Below are 22413 nucleotides of genomic sequence, written 5' to 3'. Positions count from 1 at the left end.
CACTGCGGATCCAGGAGGTACGTCCCATGCGAGCCAACAAGCTGCGTCTCGGTCTCTTTGTAGCCCCTTTCCACCCATTGAATGACAACCCCACCCTGTGCATGGAACGCGACCTGCAGCTCGCAGAATTCGCCGAATCCATCGGGCTGGAGGAGTACTGGTTTGGTGAACACCACTCCGGCGGCATCGAGATTTCCGCCTCGCCGGAACTGATGATCGCCGCGGCGGCCCAGCGCACCTCGCGCATCCGGCTGGGCTCCGGGGTTATCTCCCTGCCCTACCACAACCCTTTCAACACCGCCCAGCGCATCGCCCAGCTCGATCACCTGACCCGCGGCCGCCTGATGTTCGGCGCGGGACCGGGCCTGCTGACCGCCGACGCCCACATGCGCGGCCAGGACGCCCGCGAGGCGCGCGACAAACTCGGCCAGGGCCTCGACGTCATCACCCGCCTGCTGCGCGGCGAATGGGTCACCGAGAAATCCAGCTGGTACGACCTGCAGGATGCCCACTGCCACCTGCTGCCCGCCCAGCGCGACCTGGAAGTCTGCGTGGCCAGCCTGTTCTCTCCCAACGGCGGTACCCTCGCGGCGAAATACAACGGCGGCATGCTCTGCCTCGCCGCGACCTCCCCCGACGGCTTCGATACCCTCTCCGCCAACTGGCAGGTCGCCTGTGACGCCGCGGCGAAGCTCGGCCGCAGCATGGACCCGGGCGTCATCCGCTGCGCCACCGACATCCACATCGCCGAGACCCGCGATGCGGCCATGGACCAGGTGCGCAAGGGCTTCGCCACCAACCAGCAGTACTTCCTCAACCAGTCCGGCCACCTGCCCGATTCCCCGGCCCACTACACCCTCGAACACCTGATCGAGCGCGGCGAGGCGGTCATCGGCACTCCAGAGGACGCCATTGCCCAGATCCGCCGGCTGGAGGAAAAGGTCCCCGGCTTCGGCTGCCTATTGCTGTTCGACAAGAACTGGGCCGGCACCGCAGACAAGCAGCGCTCGCTGGAAATGATGATGCGCTACGTCCTGCCGGAAATTAACGGCGACAACGCCAGCCGCTACCAGTCCTTCGACTGGCAGCACCAGAACCGCGAGCCGTTTTTCGGGCGCATGATGGAAGGCGCGCAGCGGGCGATCGACAAGCACGCTGCGGAGCAGGCAAAAGACAAGAAATAGGTTCTTGTAGTTACGCGGCAGTGAATCCGCCGGTACAGCCAAAGGCCCCCTGCGGCTCGAAGGCGTTTTGACTCACCGCAGGGGGCCTTTGGCTGTACCGGCTGACTTCTGCAGGTGGTCAAAACCCTTCCCCCCTATCGAGACCAGCTTCGCCGGATTTTCGCGCTACAGGTAGAGTGTGAACCAGGCCTTGCCTGCTGGAACCGTGTGGCGACAGGACGTCGCCACCCGAGCCTGCACACGGACGTGCGCTTTTTGGCGTGTTCCAGCAGGCAAGGCCTGGATCGCGCTCGGCACGAACACTCAAACCACAAAGCCAAACACGCGCCAGCACCTCCAGACAAGCGCCACTGCCATCGCAGTCATTTGGCAGGCCGACACAAGCCACTATCCTTTTGACCCCACCAAAGCCCAGTGCCAGACTAGGCGGATAACAACCGAGGAGCCCCCCGTGACCACGACCCTGATCACCAACGCCACCATCTTTGACGCCACCGGCAGCGACACCTTTACCGGCGACGTCCTGGTCGAAGGCAACACCATCAAATCCGTCACCAACGGCAGCTCCGGTGCCAGCGCCGACGTCACCATCGACGGCAGCGGCAAGTTCCTGATGCCCGGCATGACCGAGGGTCACGCGCACCTGTCCTTCGACGCCTTCACCTGCACCGAAGACCTGATTTCGCCGCCGCCGGAAGAACACGCCTTCCTCACCGCGCGGGTGGCAAAGAAACTGCTGGACATGGGCTTTACCAGCGCCTACAGCGCCTCCGAGGCCAAGCTGCGGCTGGCTGTGGCAGTGCGTAACGAAGTTGATGCCGGCCGCCTGCCCGGCCCGCGTATCCGCGCCGGCTCCCTGGAAATCACTGTCTCTGGCGCCCTCGGCGACGAGAGCCGCCTGCACAACCCGCGCAACTGCCACAACCTCAGCAACGGCACCTCCCCCTCCATCGTCATCGACGGTGTCGAGGAAATGCGCAAGGCGGTACGCATTTCCTGCCGTGAGGGCTGCGACAACATCAAGCTGGACGTCTCCGGCGACCCCTTCTACCCCGGCATCCCCGCCCACTCCACGCCGATGGCGCTGGACGAGGTGCAGATGGCGGTGGACACCGCCCACAGTTTCGGCAAGATGGTCAACGCCCACGCCCGCTCCATCGAGTCCGTGCGCCGCTGCGCCGTCGCCGGCGTCGACATGATCTACCACGCCGAATACACCGACGAGGAAACCCTGGACCTGCTGGAAGCGGCGAAGGACCGGGTGTTCGTCGCCCCGACCATGGGTCTGTTCCACACCATGCTGCACGAGGGCGAAGCCCACGGCATGCCCCGAGCGGTTGCCGAGATGATGGGCATCCCTGCCCTGATCGAGGCCTCGGTGGCGACCCACACGGCCCTGCGCAAGCGCGGCATCCGCCACCTGATCGGCGGAGACTACGGTTTCACCTGGAACATGCAGGGCACCCAGGCCCGGGACCTGCAGTACTTCGTCGACTACTACGGCTATACCCCCGCCGAAGCGCTGATCTGCGCCACCCGCAATGGCGGCCTCGCCATGCGTGCACAGGGCGACCTCGGCACCATCGAAGCCGGCAAGCTGGCGGACATGGTGCTGGTGGACGGCAACCCGCTGTCGGACCTTTCCGTCCTCACCGATATCGACAAGATCGTAATGGTGATGAAGGACGGCGCAGTGCAGCGGATGAGTGACAGCCTGGTATCCAAGGGCTGATTCCCCTCAAGCTTTTTTGACCGGTCATTTTTCCGGGCTTTGTGGCGGCCTTGCGGCCGCTGCATAGACGCCGGGCGGTATCTGGTTCTTATTCCCGCGTTGCCAGTGGGTGGGAAGGCTCTTTTACGGACCTGGAGGGCGTCGGTGCGGGCTCGATCACCATGCGGAACCGCCTCACCACCGCGATGCGCCAGCCCACCCCACCCGCTACCGTGCAGCCAGGTAGCATGTAACCTCCAAGCGAATTCAACACCCGGCAGCCCCGCGGCAATTCCGGGTACCATCAGGCCAACGCGCCGCAAGCGCCCGCAATGGAGTAAAAGAGCCTTCCCGCCCGCAGGCCACGCAGCGGCCGTCAGGCCGCCCCCGCCACGGAACCGGAAATCAGGCAAACTCCTCGGTATCGATATTCGCCCGCAAGGCATGGCTGTAGCGGTGCCCGCGCACCGTCGACTGGTTGATCAAGGCGTCAAGCCGCTGCAGTTCCACCGGTGACGGCTGGTAATCCCAGCGGGCGATGTTTTCCTCGAGGTGCTGCATGCGCCCGGTACCGGGAATCGCCACCACGTGCTCGCCGCGGGAGAGCACCCAGGCCAGCGCCAGTTGCGCCGGTGTCACCCCTTCCGCTTCCGCCATCTTCGCGAACACGTGCACCAGCTCGCGATTGTGCGGCCAGTTTTCATCGGAAAATCGCGGCATCGAAGCGCGGAAGTCGTTCTCCGCGAACTCGGCGGTATCCTGGATCGTGCCGGTGAGCACGCCGCGCCCGAGGGGCGAGAAGGCGACAAAGGTGGTACCCAGTTCACGGCAGGCCTCGAGTACGCCGAGTTCCGGGTTGCGGGTCCACAGGGAATACTCATTCTGCACGGCGGTGATGTGGTGTTCCTTCGCCGCCCGCCGCAGGGTCGCGGCGGAGACTTCCGAGAGGCCGATTCCGCCGATTTTTCCCTCCCTGATGAGGTCGCCCAGCGCCCCCACGGACTCCTCCACGGGCGTGTCGTAGTCGTGGCGGTGCAGGTAGTACAGGTCGATATAATCCGTCTGCAGGGTCTTCAGCGAGGCTTCCAGGGCCGTGCGCAGGGTCTGGGGGCGGCAGTCCACCCAGCGTTTGTCGCCCTCGACAAAAATGCCGGTCTTCGACGCGAGGTAGAAGCGCTCGCGCAGGCCCTTGAGGCTCTTGCCCAGCAGTTCCTCGTTGTGGCCCATGCCGTAGAGGCGCGCGGTATCGAGGTGATCGTAGCCGAGATCCAGCGCCCGGTGCAGGATGGCGGCGCCCTCCTCGTCCGTGGGCTTGCGGCCATAGGCCCAGGACAGGGACATGCAGCCGAAGCCGATGGGATTGACCTCACGCTTGCCGATGCTGCGCCTGGATACTGTCATGGCCTTTACTCCTTTGCCGTTGCGGGAGGGGTTTACCGCGATCGCGCCACGTTGACCGGAATACCCGAGAATCGCGGCATGAAATTGATCGGTTCGAGGTAGCGCTGCAGGGAGGTCAGCTGCCCGGTATAGCTGCCCTTCTGTGTTTCCGGATCGCGGGACGGCGCCAGTCCACCGAACATGTGCGTCATGGAGACCACCCCGCGACGCAGGCGCTCTTCCGCCCGGGCGACGCCGATGATCTCGCCGAACTCGGAACGGATGGCGACCCGGTCGCCGTCACTGAGTTCCTCTGCCGCCATATCCTCCGGATTCATATAAGCCCAGTTTACCGGGTAATTCTCGCGGGTGCGCGCTGCCTCGCGGTAGGCGCTGTTCATGGTTTCCAGCAACCGCCGGCAGGTGAGCTGGTAGCGGAAGCCTGCGTCCGGCGTTTCGGCGAGTACCGCTGCGAGCGCTGCGGCGATATCGGGCGGACACAGTTCGAGGCGGGCGCCGTTGTCGTCGGGGGCGGCCTGCACGAACTGCGGCTCGACCTCGGGGCGGACCCCGCCGGGGTTGTCGCGCAGCGCCTCGAAGCTGACCCGGCTGTGGCGGCACAGGTAGCGGACCATGGCTTCGGGGTCCGGCGTTTCGCTGGTGCCGAGTTCCAGCCCCTCCGGAATCGCCGCGTAATCGAGTCCGTAGTTCCAGTATTTCAGGGTGAGCGGGATGCCCATGCGCGCCGCCACGCCCCAGAAAAAGGCCCAGTCGTCGATCACCTCGCCCGGCTTTTCAACCACCGGGGCGGCGTACTGCGCGAAGGCCTCCGGGTACAGGGCCTCGCCGGGAATACTCAGGTCGTGGCGCTCGTAGGGCTGGGAGGTGGCGATGACATAATCCGACAGTTCGCAGGTCTCATTCATCCGCGCGTCGAGGGAGACCAGCAGTTCCAGGTCCTCGAAGGCCGGCACCGCGCGCGCCGGATCGCCGAGGCCCATCACCGGGTTGCCGCCGAAGGAAATCAGCGCACGGATGCGATCGGGACCGGTATGCTGGATTTCATCCGGTAACAGTGCCGAGGGAAACTCGCCAAAGATCCGCCCGATATCGGCGCTGACGCATTTCACCCCGCTTTCCCAGCTGCGGGTCGGCGCGACCGCCATCTCCACGCAGGGTTTCGGGTTGAGGGTGCCGGGGTTGTGCAGGCGCTCCCCGGCGCGCTTGTAGCCGCCGACCAGCGCGTTCACCACCTCGATCATGTGGTCGTTCAGGTTGGAGTGCAGCGACATGGACGGGCCGCTGCCGCTGCCGACAAAGGGCCGCTTCGCGGCGCCGATCCACTGGGCCGCCTGTTCGATCTGTTCCACCGGGACATCCGCACGCTGCGCCGCAAGTGCCGGCGTGAAGGGTTCCACCGCCCGGCGCAAGGCATCGAGCTGTGCGGCAAAGCGTTCACAGAAGTCGCGGTTGAAGGTGCCGTCGCGCAGCAGGATATGGGCGATCGCGGCGAACAGCACCGCGTCCTGGCCGGGTTTCGGCTGGATGAACAGGTCGGCGAAGCGCGCGGTCTCGGTACGCCGCGGGTCGATCACGATGAGCTTCGCCCCGCGGGCGCGGGCGGCGGCGAAGGACTTGCCCGGTGCGCCGCTCTCGCCCGGCGCAAAGGGATAGGTCTGGTGGCTGACTACCGGGTTGTTGCCGACGATCACGCCCAGGTCGCAGTCGCGGTAGCTGGGCTTGCCACTGGCCATGATGCCCATGCGCCCCATGGTCACCCACTTGGCGGACTGGTCGATGGTCATGGTGGAGAAAAAGTTGGGGCTGTCGATGGCCGCCATGAAGGCGCGCTCCAGCAGGCCGCCGAGCACACTGCGGTAGGCACCGGTACCGTGGTAGACCGCGATCGACCGCGGCCCGTGCTCACGCAGCAGTTGCGCCAGCTGCGCCGCGATCTCGTCCAGGGCCTGTGCGGCGCCGACCTGCACGAAGTTACCTTCGGCGTCGCGTTTCAGGCTGTGCAGCAGGCGCTCCTCGGCACCGTTGTGAAAGTCGATGCTGGCCAGGCCCTTGGGGCACATGTAGCCGCCGTAGGGTGAAATGGAGGCGTCCGCGGATACCGCGGTAATCCGGTTGTCGTCGACGGTGACCTCGAGGGCACACAGTGCGCCGCAATTGCGGCAGAAGGTCTTGGCGGTTTGCGGCATGGCAGTCGGCCCGTGTTATTGGAATGCGCGCCCGGACGGGCGCGGTGAGCTGTCGGGCCAGTATACGCCGGCCTGCCGCGGGGCTCCATGAACTGCTTCTTGCCTGTCGCTGCAGGCAGGAATCTCAGCCTTCCATGGCGATATCGTAAGTGCTGAGGTAGCGTTCGAAATGCGGCCGCACGGTGTCCGGGCTGAGGCCGAACTGGCCCAGCTTGTACTCGTGCTCGCCGAACTTGGCCGGGGGGTTGTCGTCCAGCCAGGACTGCATGCCGGCCTCGGCCTCCGCAGTAAACTCGTCGCCGAGGGCCGCGTAGAGCTGGCGCATGGTGGCGATGGGCTCGTCGGTAAGCTGGGCGTAATGCACGTCGACAATCCGCTCGCCGAGGGTTTCCCGCGCGTCGAGAATCCGGTCGCAGTGCTGCTGCGCCTGCCACAGGCAGTCCTGGCCGATGTACTCGAGGTCGACATCGCGGTTGAAGCCGCGGTGGCCGAGGGAGATGATGCTGCAGAAGGAGCCTACCGCGGTCAGCGGATCGCGGTGGGTCCAGACCAGCCGCGCGTCCGGGTACACCTTCAGCAGGGTATCCAGCCACAGGGCGTGGGAAGGCATTTTCAGGTTCCAGTTACCGGGCGCATCCGCCTGCAGCAACTGCAGGTAGCGCTTGTGGTACTCGTAGGTCGAGGTCATGTCGGCCTCGTTGAACAGCCAGTCGCGGTAGTTCGGCAGCTTGCCGCGGGATTCCCAGATCAGCGCCTTGAAGTCGTGCATGACGAAGAACATGCACTCGTTGGGGTAGATCGCCGAGCCGCGGTAGTACTTGCCCATCTCCGGGTTCGCCTCCAGCATCTTGCGCTCCGCCTCCAGCCGGCCGAGCGCCCGCGGATCGCTGTACAGGGTCGCGCTGGTGGGCGGCGGCACGGGATCGTCGATTTCCCAGGTCAGCGGCGAGCGGCGCGCCGGGTCGGCGGCCAGCAGGTTGCTGAGCAGGGTGGTGCCGGTACGGGGGATGCCGAACACGAATACCGGCTTCTCGACCGGGCGCTGTAACAGTTCGGGGCGTTTGGCGAGGTAGTCGGTGACCTTGAGGCGGGTGGCCAGGGCCTGCACGATACTGCCGGCGAAACGCTCGACCTGGAAGCCGTCCGGCGGGATCAGGTTGGCGTCGTCGAGATAGACATCCAGACCTTCGCGAAAGCTGTCGCTGTCGAAATTTTCCAGGCCGGTCGCGGCGCGGGCCCGGGCTATCAGTTCTTCGGCTACGAGTTTGTGGGCCATTGCATCACCTCGGTGCTTGTTCAAGGGTGATGACTGTGCCGGACAGAGGGGGGACTGACAATGCCGCGGGGTGTCGAATTCCGGCCACCCCGTCGGCAGAGAGCCAGAATCAGCGGGGCTGCATGCGGATCGCGCCGTCGAGGCGCACGGTCTCCCCGTTGATGTAGCCGTTGCGCACCATCTCCAGCGCCATGCTGGCGTACTCGTCCGCGTTGCCCAGGCGCTTCGGGAAAGGCACCATACCGCCCAGCGCCTCGAGCATCTGCGGGGTCGCCCGGGCCATGGCCGGGGTATGGAAGATACCCGGCTGGATGGTATTCACCCGGATACCCTCGCGGGAGAGGTCGCGGGCGATGGTCAGGGTCATGCCGACGATCGCCGCCTTGGCCGCGGAGTACGCCGCCTGGCCCATCTGGCCCTCGGTGGCCGCGGCGGAGGCGGTATTGATGCACACGCCGCGCTCGCCGTCGACGGGTTCCAGGGTCATCATACCCGCCGCAGCGCGGGTGATGCAGCGGAAGGTGCCGACAGTGTTAAGCTTGAGCACCCACTCGAACTGGTCCGAGGGGAAAATCCGGATCTCGCCGGTTTCCTTGTCGCGGCGGGCAGTGGGGATCGCGTTGCCGCCGCCGGCACAGCAGACCAGGATGCGCTCCTGGCCATTGGCCGCGCGCGCCTTGGCGAAGGCGGCGTCGACGCTGTCGTCGGACAGCACGTCGGTCTGGCAGAAGATCGACCCGGTCTCGGCGGCCGCCTGCTCACCGGTCTCCGGGTTCAGGTCAAAAATGGCGACCTTGACGCCCGCTGCACGCAGCGCTTGCACAGTGGCAAAACCAAGGCCGGAGGCACCGCCGGTGACTACCGCCGACAGTGAGGAATCAATCTTCATACTGGTTATCTCCCGGGAACAACAGGTGGGGCCGGACAAAGTTGCCCCTGTGAGGGCGCAATGTTATACCGCAGGGAACAGAACTATGCAAAAACTCGGTGATCTGTATAATTCACCGCGCATAATTAACGTGGAGGTGCAGTAATGGCGCAGGTCATGAAGGGCGTGAAAGTCCTCGAAGTCGCTCAATTTACCTATGTTCCTGCGGCCGGGGCCATCCTCGCCGACTGGGGTGCGGACGTCATCAAGATCGAACACCCCGTGCGCGGCGACACCCAGCGCGGTTTCGTGCGCATGGCCGGGGCCGATGTCAATCCCAAGCGCAGCCCCTTCGTCGAGCACCCCAACCGCGGCAAGCGCAGTGTCGGGGTCGACATCTCCAAGCCCGAAGGCATGGAAGTGATCTACGAACTGGCCAAGACCGCGGACGTATTCCTGACCAACTACCTCCCCAACCAGCGCCAGCGCATGAAGTTCGATTACGAACATATCCGTGCGATCAACCCCAACATCATCTACGCCCGCGGCAGCGCCTTTGGCGACAAGGGCCCGGAACGGGATTTCGGCGGCTTTGACGGCACGGCCTTCTGGAACCGCAGCGGCATCGCCAAGGCCTTCACCCCGAAAGAACTCAGCGGCCCCATCAGCCAGGGCATTCCGGCTTTCGGCGACTCCATCGGCGCCATGTTCATCGCCGGCGGCATCTCCGCCGCCCTGTTCCACCGCGAGCGCACCGGCGAAGGCCTGGAACTGGACGTCTCCCTGCTCAGCACCGCCTGCTGGGCGGCGGGCACCTCCATCGACATGGCCCTCGACGGCACCGAATTCCCGGGCGTCAGCATGCCCCGCTCCGGCGGCAACCCCGGCAACCCTTTCATGGGTAACTTCACCACCTCCGATGGCGAGACCATCAACATGTGCACCCTGACCCCCGGGCCGCACATCCGCAGCTTCTTCGAGCACATCGGCCGGCCGGAACTGGCCGAGGACGAGCGCTTCTCCACCGTCGAGGCCCTGATGAAGAACTGGGAGCCCGCCAGCGATATCATTGTCGAGGAATTCGCCAAGAAGCCCTTCGACTACTGGCGCGAACACCTGAAGACCTACAGCGGCCAGTGGACCCCGGTACTCAGCCTCGCGCAGATCGCCCAGGACGAGCAGGCCCTGGCCAACGACCTGGTGTTCGAAGTGGAAGCGGCCGATGGCGGCGACCCCATCAAACTGGTCCGCGGCCCGGTACAATTCAACCACGAGCCGGTCAAGACCACCCGCGCCCCGGAAGCCTCCGAGCACACCGAAATCGTGCTGATGGAAATGGGCATGGAGTGGGACAAGATCGAAGAACTCAAGGCTAAAGGCGCCATCGCCTGACCCTGTCAATCAAGCAAGCTGTAACGAGAGAACTATGAAACCAGGAAGCAAACTGAAAAGCGCCGTCTGCGACACCGAAGTGATGGTCATTCGCGGATCCGAAGGTGTCCTCGAATGCGGCGGCGCGCCGATGGTCGACGAAAAGCCCGCGGACGCCGGTGAACTGAACCCGGACTTCGCCGAGGGCACCCAGATGGGCAAGCGCTACGTGGATGAAGCGGGCACTGTGGAACTGCTCTGCGTCAAGGCGGGCAAGGGCTCCCTGTCCCTCAGCGGCGTCGCCCTGACCACCAAAGAAGCCAAATCCCTGCCCTCTTCCGACTGATAGACCGCGATGAACATTTTCCTTCTCTTACAGATGGCGGCCGAAGCCGATCCTGAACGGATCGGCCTTGTCTGCGACGGGCGGCGCTGGTCCTACGGTGAACTGGCCGCTGCCGCAAAAGGCGCTGCGGAAATCATTACCAGCGCGGGCTGCAGCCATGTGGCCCTGCTGGACGAAAGCAGCGCGGCGGCACCCATCGCACTGTTTGGCGCCGCTCTGGCGGGCGTGCCCTACGTCCCCCTGAACTACCGTCTGGCGGATGAGGACCTCGGCGCCCTGCTGGGGCGGGTCGCACCCGCACTGGTGATCGGCGACACCGGCCGGGCCGAGCGCCTGAACGGCGACGCCGGCCACACCTTCCTCTCGCGCGATGGTTTTATCGCCGCGGCGGAACAGGCTGCAGCCACCGCCTCCGGCGAAGAGCGCGAAGGCGAGGGTATCGCCGCACAGATTTTCACCAGCGGCACCACCGCCGCGCCGAAGGCCGCCCTGCTGCGTCACTCCAACCTGCTCGGCTACATCCTCGGCACCGTGGACTTCATGTCCGCCGACCCGGACGATGCCCAACTGGTCTGCGTACCGCCCTACCACATCGCCGGCATCTCCGCGCTGATGAGTTCCATCTACGCCATGCGTCGCATCGTGATGCTCCCGGCCTTCGAGCCGGAAGAGTGGGTGCGCCTGGCGGCGGAAGAGAAAGTCACCAACGCTTTTGTGGTGCCGACCATGCTGTCGCGCATCATCGAGTGCCTGGACGAAGAGAAAGCGGAAAAGCTGTCCGGACTGCGCGCCATCGCCTACGGCGGCGGCCGCATGCCCCCGGAGCTGATCCTCAAGGCACTGGAACTGTTCCCGGTCACCGACTTCACCAACGCCTACGGCCTCACCGAGACCAGCTCCACCATCGCCCTGCTCGGCCCGGACGACCACCGCGTGGCCTTCTTCTCCGACGAACCGGAAGTGCGCGCCCGCATCGCCTCGGTCGGCCGCCCGCTGCCCACTGTCGAGCTGGAGATCCGCGACGAGGACGGCAAGGTCCTTCCCGCCGGTGAGCGCGGCGAGATCTACGTGCGCGGCGAGCAGGTCTCCGGCGAATACCGCGAGCGCTCCGCCCTCGACGCCGACGGCTGGTTCCCGACCCGCGACGCCGGCTGGCTGGACTCGGAAGGCTACCTGTTCCTGGCCGGTCGCGCCGACGACGTCATCGTGCGCGGCGGCGAGAACATCTCCCCCGGTGAAATCGAGGACGTGCTGGACACCCACCCCGCGATCGCGGAATCCGTGGCCGTCGGCATCCCCTCCACCGAGTGGGGCGAAGCCGTGGGCGTGGCCGTGGTCATCCGCCCGGGCTGCGAGCGTCCCAGCGACGAGGAACTGTGCACCCTGGTCAAGGACCGGCTGCGCTCCTCCCGCGTGCCGGAGCGCATCCTCGTGGTCGACGAACTGCCCTACAACGAGATGGGCAAGCTGCTGCGCCGCCAGGTGCGCCTGTTGTTCCAGGAAGACTGATTCTTCTCTCCCACCTGCGGCGCGTTTGTGCCGCAGGTAATTCGCCATCCCCCCCTTTCCCCTGAGCGTTACAACGGACTCATCCGGGCATAGCGCCTGGGAATCGTAGTAACTCAGGTTAAATCTCGTACCGCAGGTGCCGTCTCGCGCTCGGCGAGCGGAGCACCGTACCGAGAGCCCCGCCGCCGAAACAGGCTGGGTATTAGCTGAACTGGAACTCCGCCAGCCACTCGCCCAGCGCCTTGAGGAAACGCGCCGCATCCGCGCCGTTGATCACGCGGTGGTCGTAGCTCAGGGACAGGGGCAGCATCTGCCGCAGGACGGGGTTGCCGTCGGCGTCGGGCAGGTAGCGCTGCTGGGTGCGGGTGATGCCGAGGATGGCCACTTCCGGGGCGTTGATGATCGGCGAGAAAGAAGTACCGCCGATGTGGCCCAGGGAGGACAGGGTGAAACAGCCGCCGGACATCTCCTGCATGGCCAGGCCCTTGCCGCGGGCCTTCTCGGACAGGCTGACGATGTCCGCGGTGATATCGTCCATGGACTTGCTGTCGCAGTCGCGCACCACCGGCACCAGCAGGCCGCCGGGAATGTCCACGGCGAAACCGATGTGGTAGTACTGCTTCTGGTACAGTTTGGTGCCGTCGGCGCTGAACGAACAGTTAAACTGCGGAAACTGTTTCAGCAGGTCGACACTGGCTTTCATCAGCGCGGGCAGCAGGGTGCGTTTCTGTTCCGGGTTTTCGGCGTTCCATGCCTTGCGGCGCAACTCGAAGTCGGTGATGTCCACCTCGTCGTTGTGGGTGACGTGGGGGATCAGGCTCCAGTTGCGGTGCATCACCCGGCCCACGTACTGCTGGATCTTGCCGAGCGCCTGCTCCTCTACCGGCCCGTAAGCGCTGAAATCATCTTCCGGCCAGGGAAGCATGGGTGGTGCCTTGTCGCTCATTCCGTTATCTCCTGGAATTACTGTACTTCGGTTCAGACGCGTTCGATGAGGATCGCGGGGGCCATGCCGCCGGCGGCGCACATGGTGACGAGGCCGCGCTGCAGGTCGCGCCGCTCGAGTTCGTCGAGCACGGTGCCGATGAGGACCGCGCCGGTCGCGCCGATCGGGTGGCCGAGGGCGATCGCGCCGCCGTTGACGTTGATTTTTTCGCGGTCCACGCCGAGGTCACGGATGAATTTCTCGACCACCACGGCGAAGGCCTCGTTGACTTCGATCAGGTCGATGTCGTCGATGGTCAGGCCGGTGCGCGCGAGCAGTTTGCGCACGGAAGGTACCGGCGCATTCAGCATCAGGGTCGGATCGTCGCCGAGGTTGGTGGCGGCAACCACCCGCGCCCGCGGCTTCAGGCCGTGGGCTTTGGCGTACTCGGGGTTGGCCAGCAACAGCGCCGCGGCACCGTCGACCACGCCGGAGGAACTGCCGGCGTGGTGCACATTCTTGATATCGAGACCGGGGTAGCGCAGGTTGATCAGCTGGCGGAACGTGAGTTCACCGCCCGGCGCCGGAAAATCGGCGATCTTGGTGAAGCTCGGTTCCAGGGCCGCGAGGTCTTCCGCGGTGGTCTGCGGGCGGGGGAACTGTTCCTTGTCGAGGATCACATTGCCCTCGTCGTCCAGCACCGGCACCAGCGAGCGGTCGAAACGGCCTTCGGCAATGGCGACAGCGGCCCGGCGCTGGCTCTCCAGGGAAAAGGCGTCGAGATCCTCGCGGGAGATGCCTTCGAGGGAAGCGATGGCGTCGGCGCACAGGCCCTGGTGCGATTGCGGGTGCAGTGCCTGCAGCCTGGGGTTGCCGATGCTCATGCCCAGCATGGGCAGGCCGGCTTTCATTTCCGCCGCGCCGGACTCGGTGATCAGGGACATCATCTCGGTGCCGCCGGCGATCAGCAGGTCTTCAAAGCCCGCGCGCAACTGGCCGGCCGCCAGGCTGACCGCGGTCAGGCCGCTGCCGCAGAAACGGTCGAGGGTGACGCCGCTGGCGCGCACGTCGAAGCCGGCGGCCAGCGCAGCCATGCGGCCCATGTCACCGCCCTGTTTGCTCTTCTGCGCGCTGGTGCCCCAGATGATGTCGTCTACCTGCGCCGTATCGAGGCTATTGCGATCGCGCAGTGCGGCCATCACGGTGCCGGCGAGGTGATGCGGGTGAAGTCCTGAGTAAGCGCCTTTTCCGGGTTTCCCAATCGCGCGCGGGGTACGCACCGCATCGATAATCAGCGCTTCTGACATGGCTTTCTCCTCGTAGATTATGGTCGCGGCACGGGGCCGTGGCAGCGTGCCGAGACTATACACAGCTTGCCATAGTGGTTCAACGCTGCGGGCGGCGCCTGCCCACCGCAGCCAGCTTCTGCTATGATTTAACGATTGCAAGGATTATAAACGGGCACATGACCGCAACAACATCCATCGACAAGGCGCCGGCACCGCGCAAGCGCCGCTACAACAGCCCACTGCGCCAACAGCAGAGCGCCGACACCCGCGAAAAAATCATCGACGCCGGGGTCAAGCTGGTACAGAGTTTTACCACCTGGGACTGGACCAACCTCACCGCCAGCGCGGTCAGTGATTCGGCGGGGGTCAGCGAGCGCACGGTTTACCGCCATTTCACCACCGAAAGGAACCTGCGTGACTCGGTCATGCAGCGCCTGGTGGCGGACTCCGGCATCGATCTCAGCACCCTGCGGATGGAGGACTTCGCCAGCACCACGGAGCACATGTTCCGCTTCCTCTCCGCCTTTGCCACCCGCGTCGAGAGCGAAAAGGACCCTACCTTCGCCACCATCGACGAGGAGCGCCGCCTGGCTTTGCGGGAATCGGTGGCTCGCTCGCTGAAGGGCACCAACGAGCAACAACAGACCGAAGTCGCGGCCATGCTCGACCTGTTCTGGAACCCGCCCTACTACGAACGCCTGGTCGCGGACTGGCAGCTTCCCCCGGAGCGCGCCAGCCAGTTGATCGGCTGGATGATCGGCAACCTGCTGGAGGCGGTAAAAGGCGGCAAGCTCCCCTGACACCCCCTGGTTACCGCCGTTTCCGGTATGAAAAAGCTATTGACCCGGAGGGAAAAACCCTACGCTTATTACCAGTTTGTAAATTGCATTCAAACCGGGTATTCGGTATCGTTCCCAGCCCTGAAACCAACTCTCGATACAGGTATACAGCCGGGCGAGGGACGGATGATTCCGGCGACACGTAGACCCTGACCCCACCGCCGCTGCAAGCGCGCCAGCGACAGTCAGAACCACCCGAGCCGGCCGTCATACAGATGCTTTCAGCAAGGGCGCTGGAAGTGCCAGTTACCTCGCCAGTCCCCGGGGAGAATCGCAAGATTCGGGAGCTGCGGGCCCTCGCCAGCCAAGCGTGGGAAAATACAAGCTAGAGGAATGTACATGAGCACCGAACATGCCATCGTCATTGGCGCCAGCCACGCAGGGGCACAACTGGCTACCAGCCTCCGCCAGGCCGGCTGGGAAGGCAAGATTTCCATCGTGGGCGACGAAGCCATCCCGCCCTATCACCGCCCCCCGCTGTCCAAGGGCTACCTGAATGGCGACAAGCACAGCGACGAACTGCTGATCCGCCCCGCCGCCTTCTACGAGAAATCCGGCATCGACCTGGTACTCGGCACCCGTGTCACCGACATCGACCGCGCCAACAAGACCATCACCTTGCACGACGGCGCAACCATCGCCTACACCAAGCTGGCGCTGGTCACCGGAGCGCATGTCCGCAAACTCGAATCCCTGCCCGGGCATGGTCTCGGCGGCGTCTGCTACCTGCGCGACCTGCGCGACGTCGACGACATTCGCTGCTACGTCGGCAAGGGCAAATCCGCGGTCATCATCGGCGGCGGCTACATCGGCCTGGAAACCGCCGCGTCCATGCGCAAGATGGGCATGGAAGTCACCGTACTCGAAGCCATGCCGCGGGTTCTGGCCCGGGTGACCGCACCGGAAATTTCCGCGTTCTACAGCCGCGTGCATGGTGAGGAAGGCGTGAACATCATCACCGACGCCGCGGTGGAAGCCATCGAAGGCAACAAGGATGTCGAAGCGGTCAAACTGGCCGACGGCACCCGCATTCCCGCGGACGTGGTCATCATCGGCGTGGGCGTCATGCCCGCCACCGAACTGGCCGAAGCTGCCGGACTCGAGATCGACAATGGCATCGTGGTCGACGAGTTCGCCCGCACCTCCGACCCGGACATCGTCGCCGCCGGCGACTGCACCAACCATTACAACCCGATCTACCAGCGCCGCCTGCGCCTGGAGTCAGTGCAGAACGCCACCGACCAGGCCAAGACCGCAGCCAACACCCTGTGCGGCAAGCTCGAGGCCTACAACGCCCTGCCGTGGTTCTGGTCTGACCAGTACGACCTGAAACTGCAAATCGCCGGACTCTCCCAGGGCTTCGACCGGGTAGTCCTGCGCGGCTCCACGGAGACCGGACGCAGTTTCGCGGCATTCTACTTCGAGGGCGACAAACTGCTCGCCGTCGACGCCATCAACCGGCCCAAGGAATTCATGATGACCCGGCGCGCACTCAGCAATGGCCAGGTCGCAGACCCGGACAAGCTGGCGGATGAGTCCATCGATATCCAACAGGCATTCAGTTAAACCAGGACAGTAAAGAGGTCATAAAACCCATGCCCCTAGTTAAATTTATTACCCATACCGGCGAAGAACACGAGGTTCACGTCAGCGCGGGCACCAGCGTGATGCAGGCTGCCATGGACAACGGCGTGCCCGGCATCCTTGCCGATTGCGGCGGCGCCTGCAGCTGCGCCACCTGCCACTGCTACGTCGACGACGCCTGGGTAGAGAAAACCGGCAAGCCCGACGATGTCGAGGAGCAGATGCTGGACTTCGTCATGGAAGTCAAACCCACCAGCCGCCTGAGCTGCCAGATTACGGTCGAAGACGACCTGGACGGCCTGGTAGTCCACCTGCCCGAAAGCCAGATCTGACCAACCCTGTGTTGCAAGCGGGCCACCGGCCCGCTTTTTGTTTTTTATCGCCCGCCAACTACAAACAATAAAGGCGTTCCAATGCCGGAGTTTTCCGCAGCGGTGGACAAGCCCACTGCCCTGCAGCCCTACCCCGCGCCCGCGGTAGGCTGGTACGCGACACTGGTTCTCGCGTTCCTCTACTGGCTGTCCATTCTCGACCGCTTCATCATTTCGCTGCTGGTAGACCCGATCAAGCGTGACATGGGCATCAGCGATGTGCAGTTTGGCCTGCTCCACGGCTTCGCCTTTGCCATCACCTATGCCCTGTTCGGCCTGCTGGCCGGCGCCCTCGCCGACCGTTTCAGCCGCCGCTGGGTGATCTTCATCAGCGTCTCCGCCTGGTCCATCGCCACCGCCGCCTGTGGTATGGCCCAGAACTTCCTGCAACTGCTGCTGGCACGCGTCGGTGTGGGCGCCGGCGAGGCCGGCCTCAACCCCAGCGCCACCTCCATGCTCACCGACCTGTTCCCGCCGGAGCGCCTGACCACCGCCATGGCGGTCTATTCCATCGGCGCCACCATCGGTTCCGGCACCGCCTACCTGTTCGGCGGCATCATCGTCGACATGGTGTCCAAGTCCGCCAGCCTGGTGCTGCCGCTGGTCGGCGAAATCCGCTCCTGGCAGGCCGTGTTCTTCATCGTCGGCCTGCCCGGCGCCCTGCTCTCGCTGCTGATCTTCACCCTGCCGGAGCCGGTCCGCCGGAGGCGCCAGAAAACCGTCGAGAGCGCCGCCCGGCCGCCGCTGTTGCAGGGCCTGCTGGGCTCCTACCGGACCCTGTGGACCTTCATCCGCTCCCAGCCGCGCTTCTTTGCCCTCCACTACACCGGCTTCATGTTCGCCTCCGCCGTCATCGGCGGCTGCGGCGCCTGGTACCCGGCCCACATGGCCCGCACCTTCGGCTGGAACGCCACCACCATCGGCTTCTCCCTCGGCACCACGCTGGTTATCGCCGGCATCGTCGGCAAGCTGATCTGCGGTACCTGTGTCGACGCCATGTACCGCCGCGGCTACCGCGACGGACAGTTGCGCTGGTACGCCATCTGCCTGCTGATCGGCGCGCCGGTGGGCGTCGTGGCCATGCTCACCGGCAACCCGACCCTGTTCTTCGTCGCCCTGGCCATCTACCTGGTCCTGCTGGCCCCCCTGCCGGCGGTCTACACGGCGTCCCTGAACCTCGTCACGCCCGGCGAACTGCGCGGGGCGGGAATCGCCTTCTTCGCGGCCACGGCGGGCCTTATCGGACTGGGAGGCGGCCCTCTGCTGATCGCCTTTGTGTCCGACCACCTGTTGCTGGGTCCGCCGAATATCGGCCAGGGAATGGCAGTGGTAACGGCTGTGCTGTGTCCGATCAGTGCTGTGTTGCTGGGACTTGGGTGCAAGCACATGCGGGAAGCTGCGAGTACCTGAGAGTTCACGAGCATGGCCTGTACGTCGGCGGGTAAAGCCTGGTGGTTACGTCCGGTGCGGTCGCAAGAACATGCGGTCCGAAAACCGCCAAAAAGCGCACATCCATGTGCAGGCTCGACTTCGGCCATCCATGGCCTCAGACGTTTTCGGACCGCATGTTCTTGCGCCCACCCCCACCCAGTGCCAATCCGAACCTCTTTTGTCCCCGACTACGAAAATCGTGTATTACAAGCGGCAGCCACCTACCTCGCAATAGACGCGAACGAACACTTTGCAATGGAATTCCACTCGGAGTCAGGGGCGTGGAGCTGTTCATCCCTCAACGGGGCGTCCGAGGACATGGATGTCCGAGGCCGAGCCTGCACATGGATGTGCGCTTTTTGGCGTTCCCGTTGAGGGATGAACAGCTCCGCGCACCGAAATGCGAAGTCCCAACGCAACGAAGCCACGAAGCCACGAAGCCACGAAGCCACGAAGCCACGAAGCCACGAAGCCACGAAGCCACGAAGCCACGAAGCCAATCTGAGGCTGACAAGACAATGAAAAATCACCCTGACTCAGGGCAAGGATTTCAAAAAAATTCGGAGAAATAAGCGCTGGCGAAGTGAATCACCAGCGCTCCGGAGAGAAGATCAAAGAGGCAGGGAAACTTCCGCGGTGCCCTTGAGGATGGTGTCGCCGTTCTGCGTGGTCATGCGCAGTTCGATCTTGACCACCGGCATGCCGAAAGCAGAGGTTTCCTGCTTGTCGACAATCTCCGCGTCGATGTAGGTCACGTCGCCCTCGAAAGCCGGGCTGCGGAACTGCGTCTTGGAGTGCCAGATATAGCCCTCGTGACCCGCCCAGTAGGCGATCGTATCGAGGTGCCAGGTGTTCATGGAGGCGCCGTAGCCATAGGCGCCGCCCATGCCGATTTTCTCCGCCTTGCGCTTGTTGATGTGGCCGGAAGACGGGCCGTGGTAGAGGCCGTCGCCCTTGCGCGGGTCGATCTTGCGGGCTTCGTGGTCGTAGCTCATGTCGGCGCCGAAGCCGGCGTCTTCCTTGGCCGGGTCCACAGCGCCTTCCGGCACATTCCAGCGCCAGGTACCCCAGATGTTCTGGCGGTGGGCGCGGCACTCGTTGGCGAAGCTGATCACCGAGTGCGGGCCGACCACGCGGCGCGGCAGCTTGTCGCCCACCTTGACCTCGGAGAAGCGCGGCGACACGCCTTCGCGGTTGGAGAGAATCCACTCGTGGCGCAGCTTGTACACTTCCTCCAGCTCTTCGTCGGTCCACTCCTTGGGCGCGCGCTTTTCCTTGCCGTAGACGCCGCGCTTGTTGGCCTCTTCGACCAGGTAGCGAATGGAAGTGGCGCGCTCCTTGGCGACCAGCGCACCGTGCTGGTTGCGGTGGATGGTGTCGCCGTCGGCGAACATGGTGGGGCCGGCAAAGGCGGTGTCGGAAACCTTGTAGCCGGCGAAGTAACGCTCCTGGGTCAGTTTGTCGCCGGGGCGTACCGGGGTACCGTAGAACCACCACTCTTCGCCCGCGAAGATCAGGTGGGTGCCGGGCACCTTGCCGACGCAGGAGGGGTGACAGCCGTGGCCGTAGTCCATCGCCACGGTGAAGGACTGGGGCGCAACGATACCACCGAACTGGGAATCACGGGCGAAGGTCTCGTCCCAGTGAATGGGGTTGGGGTAGTCCATCGCCTGCACCCAGCGGCGGATGTCGGTGGCGTTACAGGGGTCCCACAACTCGGCAAAGATGATCTGCTTGCCGACCCACTTGTCGACGTCGCTGGTATCCAGTTGTACGGTGTTTTCTGCGGTATTTTCGCTCATGGGCAATCATCCCGAATATCGTTACTTTTTGAGGCTACGGAGAATACTCCCGCCCTTTCAGGGAGGCAACTTATCCGCCCTGACAGCCGCCGGTATGCAGTGAGTGACAAGACAGCTTGCTACCGCAGTCAAGCCGGTGAAAGCGCCCCGCTGCGCTATCAGCCCACCTCGATGCGCACCGGAATTCCCGACATCCGCGGCATCGCCTGCAGCGGCTCACAGTCCCGCTGCAGGCTGATCAGCGTGGAGATCGATGCACCGGTATTACGGTAGTCCATTGGCTCTCCCGGCAGGGCGCCAAAGCCGTGGGTCATGCTGGCCACCCCTGGCTTGAGGGTGCTGTCAGCCTGGACGATAGCGGGAATGCGGCCGTTGTCGGAGACCACCGACACCTCGTCGCCTTCGCTGAGTCCACGCCGGGCAATGTCCTCGGGATGCAGGCACAGGGGGTTGTAGGGAAAGCGCTTGCGCGCGGTGGGGAAATCCCGGCAGCTGGTGTTGCTCACTTCGCGAATGCGCCGGGAAATCAGCCGCAGGTCGAATTCAGCGCCTTCCACCAGTTGTTCCGACACCGGCGGCGTCGCGAAAAACGCCGCCAGTTCCGTCGCCACGTCCTGGGGCATCACGTCGAAGCGCCCCGCTTTCTCACCCGCCGGGGCAACGATTTTCGCCGGCAGGTCGAAGATACGCCCGCCCAGCGCTTCGCGCTGCAACTGGTCGAAGGGAATGGCGCTGTTGCGGGCAATGATGGCGAGGAAATCATTGTCGTCGCGCGGCGCGACCTCCATGTCCATATCGACACCCATATAGTTGAGCGCGACGCCCAGGCGCTTCGCCAGGGCCCAGGCCACATAGCCCTCGTCGCAGAGCTCCGACCCCGCCGGCGGCGGCACCAGAGCCGGCGTGTACTGGGCGTAGGGAATCGAGAGGTTGGTCATCTCGAGACCAAAGGTCATATCCGCGTGTTCGAACAGGATCTTGGGCGGCAGCACGTAGTCCGCCATCGCCGTGGTGGCGGTGTGGAAGGGCTCGACGACCACCAGCAGATCCAGCGCGCGGAACGCCTCGACAACCCGATCGGTGTCGGGCATGGCGCTCACCGGGTTGGCGCCGGAGATAAACAGGCTGCGGATCTGGCCCGGGCCGGGCACCAGGATTTCCTCGGCCAGCGTCGGCGTCGCGGACTCGCCCATCAGGCGCACCGCGCCGCGCACCCGGGAGCGCGGCAGTTTCTCGAAATTGCGCAGCGGGCCGGTGACCTGCGCCCGCGGCGGTGGGCCGCCGTTGAACACGCCGGGGTTCGGCAGCGTGTCACCCTCGCGGTTGAAACGCCCGCAGACGATGCCGAGGCACTCGTAGAGGTGTTCGGCAATGTTCGGGAACGCCGCCATGTTGACACCGGTTCCGGTATTCACGCTGCCCCGCCGGGAGTCGGCAGCGAACAGCCGCGCCGCCGCCCGCAGTTCCCGCTCCTCGATACCCGCGCGCCGCGCTACCAGTTGTGGCGTGAACGGCGCCACCGCAGCGCGCAACGCTTCCAGGCCGCTGACGTGCTGCTGGCAGAACTGTGCATCGTGCCACTGGTTTTCCAGGATGAGATGCAACAGGCCCGCGGCGACCGCGGCGTCCTCGCCGGGATAGATTTGCAGGTGGATATCGGCGAATTTCGCCATCTCGCATTCGCGCGGGTCAATTACGATGATCTTTGTGCCGCGCGCCCTGGCTTCCTTGAGCCGCTTGGCCGGGTTCTGTACCGGCGTATGCCAGCTGTACACCGACACCAACGGGTTGCTGCCGGCGAACAGCCAGACATCCGAATCTTCGAAGGCATGGCGACCCGCATCCCAGGTCCCCAGGCGGTCCGCCGCCACCCACTTGGCGGACTGGTCGATGGTCATGGTGGAGAAGCGCTGTCCCCCGACCGAATCTGCCAGCCCGGGGTAGGCGAATATCGCGGTGTTGGAACCGAAGGTGCCCGTGCCGCGGAAAAAACCCAGCGACTGGGCCCCGGACTCCTCGCGGATGGCGCCCATCCGCTGGGCAATTTCATCCAGCGCCTGCTCCAGACCGATTTCGACGTGGCGGTCACCGACCCGCTTGAGCGGCCGCATGATGCGCTGTTCGCCGTACAGCGCGGAGGTTACCTCCAGGCCCTTGATACAGGCGTAGCCCTGGGTCGCCGGGTTGTCGTGGTCGCCGCGTACGGCAACCACGCGCTCCTCGTCGTCGATGGTGACATCCAGGCCGCAGAAGCCGAGGCACAGGCGGCAATAGGATTTTTCTGTTCTCATTATTGGGGAAATCCTCGGGTAGTATCAGG

17 protein-coding genes are annotated in these 22413 nt (G+C 64.7%); 9 read left to right on the top strand and 8 right to left on the bottom strand.

Going from position 1 to position 22413, the window contains the following annotated elements; all coding sequences use genetic code 11:
* Positions 1–26: 26 nt before the first annotated feature.
* Positions 27–1184: an LLM class flavin-dependent oxidoreductase gene (locus tag ACNKU3_RS03295; RefSeq protein ID WP_418257992.1), complete on the top strand. Its 1158-nt coding sequence runs from the start codon at positions 27–29 to the stop codon at positions 1182–1184.
* Positions 1185–1635: 451 nt separating this feature from the next.
* Positions 1636–2916, top strand: coding sequence for an amidohydrolase family protein (locus tag ACNKU3_RS03290; RefSeq protein WP_418257991.1), 1281 nt, complete (start codon positions 1636–1638; stop codon positions 2914–2916).
* 384 nt (positions 2917–3300) lie between these two features.
* Here the strand turns inward: ACNKU3_RS03290 and ACNKU3_RS03285 are convergent, their stop codons facing one another.
* The 4 genes from ACNKU3_RS03285 to ACNKU3_RS03270 all read right to left on the bottom strand — a co-directional run bounded on the left by ACNKU3_RS03285 (position 3301) and on the right by ACNKU3_RS03270 (position 8647).
* Positions 3301–4296, bottom strand: a complete 996-nt coding sequence (locus ACNKU3_RS03285) for an aldo/keto reductase (RefSeq protein ID WP_418257990.1) — start codon at positions 4294–4296, stop codon at positions 3301–3303.
* Between the two features lie 32 nt (positions 4297–4328).
* Positions 4329–6482: a molybdopterin-containing oxidoreductase family protein gene (locus ACNKU3_RS03280; RefSeq protein WP_418257989.1), complete on the bottom strand. Its 2154-nt coding sequence runs from the start codon at positions 6480–6482 to the stop codon at positions 4329–4331.
* Positions 6483–6606: 124 nt separating this feature from the next.
* Positions 6607–7758, bottom strand: a complete 1152-nt coding sequence (locus ACNKU3_RS03275) for a sulfotransferase family protein (protein WP_418257988.1) — start codon at positions 7756–7758, stop codon at positions 6607–6609.
* A gap of 109 nt (positions 7759–7867) precedes the next feature.
* Complete coding sequence (locus ACNKU3_RS03270) at positions 7868–8647, bottom strand: SDR family NAD(P)-dependent oxidoreductase (RefSeq protein WP_418257987.1); 780 nt, start codon at positions 8645–8647, stop codon at positions 7868–7870.
* 144 nt (positions 8648–8791) lie between these two features.
* Here ACNKU3_RS03270 and ACNKU3_RS03265 point away from each other — a divergent pair, with 144 nt between their 5' ends.
* From ACNKU3_RS03265 to ACNKU3_RS03255, 3 genes are read left to right on the top strand one after another with little or no spacing between them, the layout of a single operon-like run.
* A complete protein-coding gene (locus tag ACNKU3_RS03265; RefSeq protein WP_418257986.1) occupies positions 8792–10018 on the top strand; it encodes a CaiB/BaiF CoA transferase family protein in 1227 nt (408 codons plus the stop codon).
* Positions 10019–10052: 34 nt separating this feature from the next.
* Positions 10053–10343: a hypothetical protein gene (locus ACNKU3_RS03260; RefSeq protein ID WP_418257985.1), complete on the top strand. Its 291-nt coding sequence runs from the start codon at positions 10053–10055 to the stop codon at positions 10341–10343.
* Positions 10344–10352: 9 nt separating this feature from the next.
* Positions 10353–11852, top strand: coding sequence for a class I adenylate-forming enzyme family protein (locus ACNKU3_RS03255; RefSeq protein WP_418257984.1), 1500 nt, complete (start codon positions 10353–10355; stop codon positions 11850–11852).
* Between the two features lie 202 nt (positions 11853–12054).
* Here the strand turns inward: ACNKU3_RS03255 and ACNKU3_RS03250 are convergent, their stop codons facing one another.
* Together ACNKU3_RS03250 and ACNKU3_RS03245 are read right to left on the bottom strand one after the other, a co-directional pair.
* The gene (locus ACNKU3_RS03250) at positions 12055–12798 is read right to left on the bottom strand and encodes a 2-oxo acid dehydrogenase subunit E2 (RefSeq protein WP_418257983.1); all 744 of its coding nucleotides are present in this window, start codon (positions 12796–12798) and stop codon (positions 12055–12057) included.
* A 32-nt stretch (positions 12799–12830) separates the two neighbouring features.
* Positions 12831–14084: an acetyl-CoA C-acetyltransferase gene (locus tag ACNKU3_RS03245; protein WP_418257982.1), complete on the bottom strand. Its 1254-nt coding sequence runs from the start codon at positions 14082–14084 to the stop codon at positions 12831–12833.
* 158 nt (positions 14085–14242) lie between these two features.
* Here ACNKU3_RS03245 and ACNKU3_RS03240 point away from each other — a divergent pair, with 158 nt between their 5' ends.
* The 4 genes from ACNKU3_RS03240 to ACNKU3_RS03225 all read left to right on the top strand — a co-directional run bounded on the left by ACNKU3_RS03240 (position 14243) and on the right by ACNKU3_RS03225 (position 18270).
* Positions 14243–14866 carry a TetR/AcrR family transcriptional regulator gene (locus tag ACNKU3_RS03240; RefSeq protein WP_418257981.1) on the top strand — a complete coding sequence of 208 codons (624 nt, stop codon included), beginning with the start codon at positions 14243–14245 and terminating at the stop codon, positions 14864–14866.
* Positions 14867–15244: 378 nt separating this feature from the next.
* Entirely contained in the window at positions 15245–16471 is a 1227-nt protein-coding gene (locus tag ACNKU3_RS03235; protein WP_418257980.1) for an NAD(P)/FAD-dependent oxidoreductase, read from the top strand.
* Positions 16472–16500: 29 nt separating this feature from the next.
* Positions 16501–16821, top strand: coding sequence for a 2Fe-2S iron-sulfur cluster-binding protein (locus ACNKU3_RS03230; protein WP_418257979.1), 321 nt, complete (start codon positions 16501–16503; stop codon positions 16819–16821).
* Positions 16822–16902: 81 nt separating this feature from the next.
* A complete protein-coding gene (locus ACNKU3_RS03225; protein WP_418257978.1) occupies positions 16903–18270 on the top strand; it encodes an MFS transporter in 1368 nt (455 codons plus the stop codon).
* Positions 18271–18902: 632 nt separating this feature from the next.
* Here the strand turns inward: ACNKU3_RS03225 and ACNKU3_RS03220 are convergent.
* The gene (locus tag ACNKU3_RS03220; protein WP_418257977.1) at positions 18903–20093 is read right to left on the bottom strand and encodes an FAS1-like dehydratase domain-containing protein; all 1191 of its coding nucleotides are present in this window, start codon (positions 20091–20093) and stop codon (positions 18903–18905) included.
* A gap of 158 nt (positions 20094–20251) precedes the next feature.
* The gene (locus ACNKU3_RS03215; protein WP_418257976.1) at positions 20252–22384 is read right to left on the bottom strand and encodes a molybdopterin-containing oxidoreductase family protein; all 2133 of its coding nucleotides are present in this window, start codon (positions 22382–22384) and stop codon (positions 20252–20254) included.
* Positions 22385–22413: the final 29 nt, after the last annotated feature.

The organism is Haliea sp. E17, assembly GCF_048323675.1.
Lineage (GTDB): Bacteria > Pseudomonadota > Gammaproteobacteria > Pseudomonadales > Halieaceae > Mangrovimicrobium.
The sequence above is the reverse complement of the archived record's forward strand: the minus strand, read 5'-3'. Positions and strand labels throughout refer to the sequence as shown.

Coding starts and splice junctions, on each gene's coding strand:
- ACNKU3_RS03295 (WP_418257992.1), top strand. CDS start 27: ATGCGAGCCAACAAGCTGCGTCTCGGTCTCTTTGTAGCCCCTTTCCAC.
- ACNKU3_RS03285 (WP_418257990.1), bottom strand. CDS start 4,296: ATGACAGTATCCAGGCGCAGCATCGGCAAGCGTGAGGTCAATCCCATC.
- ACNKU3_RS03280 (WP_418257989.1), bottom strand. CDS start 6,482: ATGCCGCAAACCGCCAAGACCTTCTGCCGCAATTGCGGCGCACTGTGT.
- ACNKU3_RS03275 (WP_418257988.1), bottom strand. CDS start 7,758: ATGGCCCACAAACTCGTAGCCGAAGAACTGATAGCCCGGGCCCGCGCC.
- ACNKU3_RS03270 (WP_418257987.1), bottom strand. CDS start 8,647: ATGAAGATTGATTCCTCACTGTCGGCGGTAGTCACCGGCGGTGCCTCC.
- ACNKU3_RS03265 (WP_418257986.1), top strand. CDS start 8,792: ATGGCGCAGGTCATGAAGGGCGTGAAAGTCCTCGAAGTCGCTCAATTT.
- ACNKU3_RS03260 (WP_418257985.1), top strand. CDS start 10,053: ATGAAACCAGGAAGCAAACTGAAAAGCGCCGTCTGCGACACCGAAGTG.
- ACNKU3_RS03255 (WP_418257984.1), top strand. CDS start 10,353: ATGAACATTTTCCTTCTCTTACAGATGGCGGCCGAAGCCGATCCTGAA.
- ACNKU3_RS03250 (WP_418257983.1), bottom strand. CDS start 12,798: ATGAGCGACAAGGCACCACCCATGCTTCCCTGGCCGGAAGATGATTTC.
- ACNKU3_RS03245 (WP_418257982.1), bottom strand. CDS start 14,084: ATGTCAGAAGCGCTGATTATCGATGCGGTGCGTACCCCGCGCGCGATT.
- ACNKU3_RS03240 (WP_418257981.1), top strand. CDS start 14,243: ATGACCGCAACAACATCCATCGACAAGGCGCCGGCACCGCGCAAGCGC.
- ACNKU3_RS03235 (WP_418257980.1), top strand. CDS start 15,245: ATGAGCACCGAACATGCCATCGTCATTGGCGCCAGCCACGCAGGGGCA.
- ACNKU3_RS03230 (WP_418257979.1), top strand. CDS start 16,501: ATGCCCCTAGTTAAATTTATTACCCATACCGGCGAAGAACACGAGGTT.
- ACNKU3_RS03225 (WP_418257978.1), top strand. CDS start 16,903: ATGCCGGAGTTTTCCGCAGCGGTGGACAAGCCCACTGCCCTGCAGCCC.
- ACNKU3_RS03220 (WP_418257977.1), bottom strand. CDS start 20,093: ATGAGCGAAAATACCGCAGAAAACACCGTACAACTGGATACCAGCGAC.
- ACNKU3_RS03215 (WP_418257976.1), bottom strand. CDS start 22,384: ATGAGAACAGAAAAATCCTATTGCCGCCTGTGCCTCGGCTTCTGCGGC.